Annotated in this window: 3 protein-coding genes; all 3 read right to left on the minus strand. The window is 39.9% G+C overall.

Annotated elements, in window-relative coordinates; translation table 11 throughout:
* Positions 1–21 precede the first annotated feature (21 nt).
* Positions 22–993, minus strand: coding sequence for a scytonemin biosynthesis cyclase/decarboxylase ScyC (scyC, locus tag G1O98_RS22225; protein ID WP_163931912.1), 972 nt, complete (start codon positions 991–993; stop codon positions 22–24).
* Positions 994–1,018: 25 nt separating this feature from the next.
* Positions 1,019–2,080: a tryptophan dehydrogenase ScyB gene (gene scyB / locus G1O98_RS22230; protein WP_163931915.1), complete on the minus strand. Its 1,062-nt coding sequence runs from the start codon at positions 2,078–2,080 to the stop codon at positions 1,019–1,021.
* A gap of 380 nt (positions 2,081–2,460) precedes the next feature.
* The gene (gene scyA / locus G1O98_RS22235; RefSeq protein ID WP_163931918.1) at positions 2,461–4,335 is read right to left on the minus strand and encodes a scytonemin biosynthesis protein ScyA; all 1,875 of its coding nucleotides are present in this window, start codon (positions 4,333–4,335) and stop codon (positions 2,461–2,463) included.
* Between the last annotated feature and the right edge of the window lie 1,696 nt (positions 4,336–6,031).

Raw genomic sequence — 6,031 nt, forward strand, 5'->3', positions numbered from 1 at the left:
TATTTGACCAATGACAAATGACTAATGACTAATGACTAAATCCTCTTGAATTTTTGGCAGATAGCTCATTCCTCGATCAAATGATTTGAGGTTGCCAGCCTTGCCTTCGAGTAAGCGTTTGATGTTCATGCTCTCAGCGCCAAAGTCTTCAATTTGAAGTTTGCCGTGGCTAACAGTTCCATCTGTTTTCCAAAATGTGATTCGATGCAGGATGAAACCAGAAGCTTCGGGGTCAGCGAAAGCATAAGCGGTTGGAATAAGTAACGCTACAGAACGCTGATAATATTCGTATTCTGGATAAAAGTATTCTTGTTCAAGTAAGTAGTATTTACTCAAAGAATGAACTCGCACCGAAACTTTTACCTTTTGGTCATATTCATCTTTAAATTCACCTGATTCAGAAGTAATATCACCATTTGGCCGTAACAGATGTGCCCACTCATCTATATTTTGTAAGTCTTTTAAGTATTCAACACCGATTTCAATTGGAGCATCAACATAAATGGTGTCAGTATCGATAAAGTGGCTTCCTTTAGCTGCTGAGGTCAGACCAGCTTTTCGTTCCAAATTACCTTTGAGAGAACGACATTCAGAAGTATGGACTGTATGAATCCCCTGCATAATCATCTGAGTCTGCCGTTTGGGATCGACAAAGCTTAACCAGTGAAAATATACACCTTTTTCATCTGTTCCCGGCTCAATGTAGTCAGTGGGAAACAGCAAAACAGGATAAACTTGAAAATATTTTTGGTACTCTAATCCACAGTGCCATTCAATGCCGTAGAAAAGCGGATTTTGGAGCTTTTTAACGTGATAATAGAGATTTTTGTGATAACCCGATGCAGTTCCGAGCCAGGTATCTTCATCAATTTGCTCTTTCATCCGGCTATAAAGCGTCCATTCATCCAGATTTTTTAAACTACAAAGATATTCAAATGCACTCTCCGGTGAAGTAGCAATGTAAGCTGATGTTGCAAAAGTATTTTTTTCCACTTTTCACTCCTTAAGATAATAATAATTAAGCTGCGATCGCTTTAGACTTGCTGGGCTTACTATTCTTGATGCGGTCTTCTGCTAATCGTTTAGCAGCATCATTGGTAGTAACTCCCTGAACTTTGGCAATATCAAAAATTGCTAATAGCGTGTCATAAATGTTATGCACTTGTTTGAAAGCTTTTTCTTCGTCATAACCAATCATTTCGTTGTAAACGTTGATTAGACCTCCAGCATTAATTACATAATCTGGGCTGTAGAGAATCCCTTTCTTGGTAAGCATTTGACTATGTAATTGCTCATTATCTAATTGATTATTAGCTGCACCAGCAATAATCTGAGCTTGCAGAAAAGGAATTGTATGACTGTTAAGAATTCCTCCAAGAGCGCAAGGGGAAAAAATATCTACATCAAGGCTGTAAATTTCGGTTGGTTCTACAACAGTTGCCCCAAAAAGCCGTTTTGCTTCTTCCGTTTTGGCTGGATCTATGTCGCTCACAAAAAGCTTAACATCATGCTCGTGTAAGTGGCGACAGAGATTTTTGCCGACATTACCTAAGCCTTGAACTGCAACTTTCATGCCATCAAGTCTTTCACTCTGCCAACGAGACTTTACAGCAGCTTTAATTCCTAGAAAAACTCCTAATGATGTGATGGGAGCAGGTCCACCAGATTTTTCTGATACTCCAACAACATGTTTCGTTTCTTGGCTGATTGTTCGGACATCATTAGGGGTAATATTGACATCTTGTCCAGTAATAAAACGCCCATTAAGACTGTTAACAAAACGTCCGTAAGCTCTCAACAAATCATCTGTTTTATTTTCAGGATTAGCAATAATAACTGCTTTGCCACCACCAGCCGGAATGTTTGCACAAGCAGCTTTATAAGTCATCCCCCGACTGAGACGAAGTGCATCTTTTAAAGCAGCTTCTTCGTTGACATAAGGCATGAGTCTTGTAGCTCCCATTGCTGGGCCCAGGGTCGTGTCATGGATGGCAATAATTGCCTTAATTTCGGGATTTTTACCATGACAAAAGAGAACTTGTTCGTGACCCATTTCTCTAACAGTTTCAAATAGCAGCATCTTGACCTCTCGATATTGTTTGGTATTGGTTAGAGAAAGTAATTAGCATTACAAAATGTAAAGATATAGACACAAAAGCAGGCTGGAATATTAAGATTGAGTGAAGTTAGAAAGCAAATATTTGAAGTTCCAGTTTTGGTGAATGTAGTTGCTGGAATAAGATAACGAACCACAAAGGGCGCAAAGAGCGCGAAGGTAAGAGAGTTGTAAAGGGTTTTTGCATCAGTGTCGTGAATTTTTGAAAGATTGTGATGCTGCCGTGTTTTGTTCTCTTCCACCATGAAATTACTTAATCTTTCCTTTGCGTCCTTCTCTACGAGACGCTACGCGAATGCGTGCTTTGCGGTCCGTTAGAAAAAAATCAAGCGTTGCTAGCAAAATCAAACCATTGGGAATGAAACTTGCTTGGCTCCATTTTTAGCTGGACTTGATTTAATTCCTTGTGCTGCCAAACTCTTATTACGTCCACCAGAAGGTGCTGGTCGGTCAGCGTCAATGACTACATCAATAAGAAAGGGAACAGATGATGCGATCGCTTGTTCTAATGCCGCTTCAATATCCGATTCTCTAACAACCACGATCGCTTCTGCTCCCATTCCACGAGCAATCATGGCGAAGTTTGTCGGTGGAAGTGTGGCATCTGCGCCCTTTAATCCCAAGATTTTCATCCCTTGATGGCACATGTTGTAACGTGCATCGTTGAGGACAATCCAAATCGCTGGAATTTTGTATTTCACGGCTGTGCTGATTTCGTTATTCATCAGCATTGCTCCATCGCCGACAATCCCTACAGCTTTGCTATTGTTTGCTAGTGCTGCACCCAACACTCCTGTAACGGCGTGACCCATTGCGCCGACTCCGGTGCTGACTCGATAACGATTGGTCTCGGTAAATTGGAGTAGATGGGTTGACCAAGTAAAGGAGTTACCACACTCCGCCATTACTACTGCATCGCTACCTTCAACAATTATCTTTTGAATTGCTGCCATCAATACTTCTGGCCGCACTGGATAATCTACGTCTGGTGCAGGTTCAATTGCTTTGCGTTCTGGATGAGGTAGCGACAAAGTTGTGGAACGAGGAGCATCTGGTAATTGCTCCAATAACTCTTCCACAAAAGCTTTGATATCAGAGCGAACTGCGAAAGTTTCAACGTGTGGATAGGCTACACCTGGCACTTCTGGGTCAATATCTACATGGATGAAACCTTCTTTTGGAACTAGCGCCGAACTCCAGAAGGAAGTCGGTTCACCAAGGCGGGTTCCTAATACGAGTGTGCGTAGTGGAGGTTGCTGTTCCATATAAGTTAAGACGGAAGCATGACCGCCTAAACCTGTGACACCGACAAACTGGGGATGATCTTCAGGAAAGATACCTTTACCACGGGGGGAACACATAACGGCTGCTCCCGTTTTTTCAGCGAGTTCAAGGATTTCCTCTGCTGCTTCACGCGCACCAAAACCAACCCAGATAGCAAAGGGGCCAGATGATAATAACTCTACCGATTTAGCGATCGCTTTTTTGGAAGCAGTTATCGGAAACGGAGTAACATCTAGTTGGGGTAAAGCTATATCCTCAACTAAACTTGTCTGCACTGCGGTGGGAATACTCAAATGAGCGACAAATCCGCCTGGTTGCGCCATAGCCAGAGCAAGTTTGCGGAAAATCTGCGGTAGTTGAGCCGCAGATTCAATAGTGATTGCATAGTTAAACAGCGCTCCTGAAGTAAAAATTCCCCCACTGGGCAATGTATAAGTGCTGGTTTCTTGAATTGCCCAACGTCCACGCTGTGGTGCAGAGGTGCAAGCCGACAACAAAATCACCTTTGCACCTTCACCACGAGCTGCAAATAATCCGGTCAGCGCGTTAGTGATCCCCGGCCCGGCTGTGGTAAAAACTACAGTGGGGCGATTATTGGCAAAGTATGCTTCGGTGGCTGCAAAGGCTGCTCCTGCTTCATGACGGAAGTTTAACACCTCGATACTGCTATTTGATAGCGCACCCCAAAGGCTGGCCATCGCTCCACCAGCGACACCAAAAGCGTAGCTTACTCCCAAATTTACCAACATCTGAGCGATCGCATCGGCAACTGAAAGCGTTGCTGGTGTTTCATCATTTAAAAAAGGCTGAGTTCCCCCGTTATTCTCCGATTCATCAAGCTGACGAGAAGATTCTACATATCTATTTGCTGGAAATTCTTTGTATGGCTCAGTAGTGATGAGAGGAGAGTTGGAACCAGTATAGTTTTGACTCATGGTTTCACTTAATTACATAAAGTTACACAAAGGCTTTTTAGTTTACAATCACAGCGCTAGCAATATTTAATACGAACAACTCTGTTGTTTATCACAGCTATGACCGAGTTTGATCGATAGTAGAAACGGTTGATTGCTACTGATTGATGGTTGTGAGCGCACTACCAAAAAATTTTTGCAAAGCATACAGCAAGTAAGGCTGTGCTTCTAAGAAACACAATAGAGGGGATGATAAATGATATGCAATCAAAAATCTTTTGATGAAGGTGTCAAATTTTTCGCAGCTACAGTACTTAAGTGGGTTGGCAGGAATAAAACTAAATGATAAAAAGCTATGTAAAAAAGAAATTAACCTTAACTCAAGCATCTCTCAGAATTTTTACAAAGCTTTACATAGTTGTCTTTAATCACACCAATCTATTCATTAAAATGCCTGGAGAGGTTATTAATTTCTGCTGACTACTACAATAAAAGCATATCTGCAATGATAAATCTTTTGGTAAAATTGGCAATTCTTTCGCTTCTATAATTATTGCGGTATTTTCAACTTAGTGATTCTGAAAAATTGATATTCTGCGTGGCGTATCCCGCCCTAGGCATCGCTACTGAGCTTCATGACCAAATTTACAATAGAAAATCTTTTGATAAAGATGACAATTCTTTTACTTTTTTGCCCAGGTGCTTGCAAATTGGCAACTGCCTGTCTTTCGTATTAACTCTTGAATTTGCTTTGTAGCATAAGCCGAGCTACAACGGTTTAGCGGTCTTTATATTGCCATCAAAAACTCATCGAGTCAATAATTTGTAACGATAAAGACATAGTTACTTCACTTTTTATATATCCTGTGAGAGATGACTAAGCGTTGAGTATGTATTCCTTGAGAAAAGAGATTAGGAATTTAAGCCTAAACCCCTTTAAAACTCCCTTTCTAGCCTCTGGCGATTTATCAATAGTTACATAGATTTTCCGTAAAATGTTACTTTTTGATAAAACAAACACAACCTTATACGCAAATTTATACGTGTTTTTTAGTTCATTTGTATTTCTTTTGACGGATGACGTTTTTTTTTATTAAAAATTAAATATAAAATTATACGCAAACTTCTACGTGTTTGTGTTTTGTAAATGTATTTCTTGCGACGGATGACTAAGCATATTCTTCTATAGTTAAATCCCTGATAGAGTAAGTTAAGATAAATTAAGAAAATGAACTAATGAGTTAAAATCTTTTAATTCAAGCCTAGCCAAGCCCGGTAAATTCATTTATGTTGATAATCAAACGACTCTACAGTAGTATTTGGTCAAACTCCTTTCCCTCGGGAAGGGGAAGGAACAAAAATTTTTCTCATTTAACCGTTTACCAGTCGAAACCCAGTAACTTTGGGTTGGTAAACCATTCCTTAGCTATGGTGCAGGCTACATCTCTTTACTTGTTAAAGGTACACAAATTTCCGTAGTCCTGTATTAGTACAGTTTAGCTAAAATAAGCCACGCATTTTAAAAGTTTAAAATCCTTAGTTAACGGGAATTGCGAATTACGAAAAGTAGTATTACTATAAATTTAAAATATATTTTCTAATTATAGATTGACAATTTTAAACTCTTAGTTAGTAGGATGTATTGACTAATCTAGATTTGATTTGTCTATTTCTTGCATTCATCAAAATTTGTTTAAGTCAATAATAAATTTCAAAT

Source organism: Nostoc sp. UIC 10630, assembly GCF_010747425.1.
GTDB lineage: Bacteria > Cyanobacteriota > Cyanobacteriia > Cyanobacteriales > Nostocaceae > Nostoc.

Coding starts and splice junctions, on each gene's coding strand:
- scyB (WP_163931915.1), bottom strand. CDS start 2,080: ATGCTGCTATTTGAAACTGTTAGAGAAATGGGTCACGAACAAGTTCTC.
- scyA (WP_163931918.1), bottom strand. CDS start 4,335: ATGAGTCAAAACTATACTGGTTCCAACTCTCCTCTCATCACTACTGAG.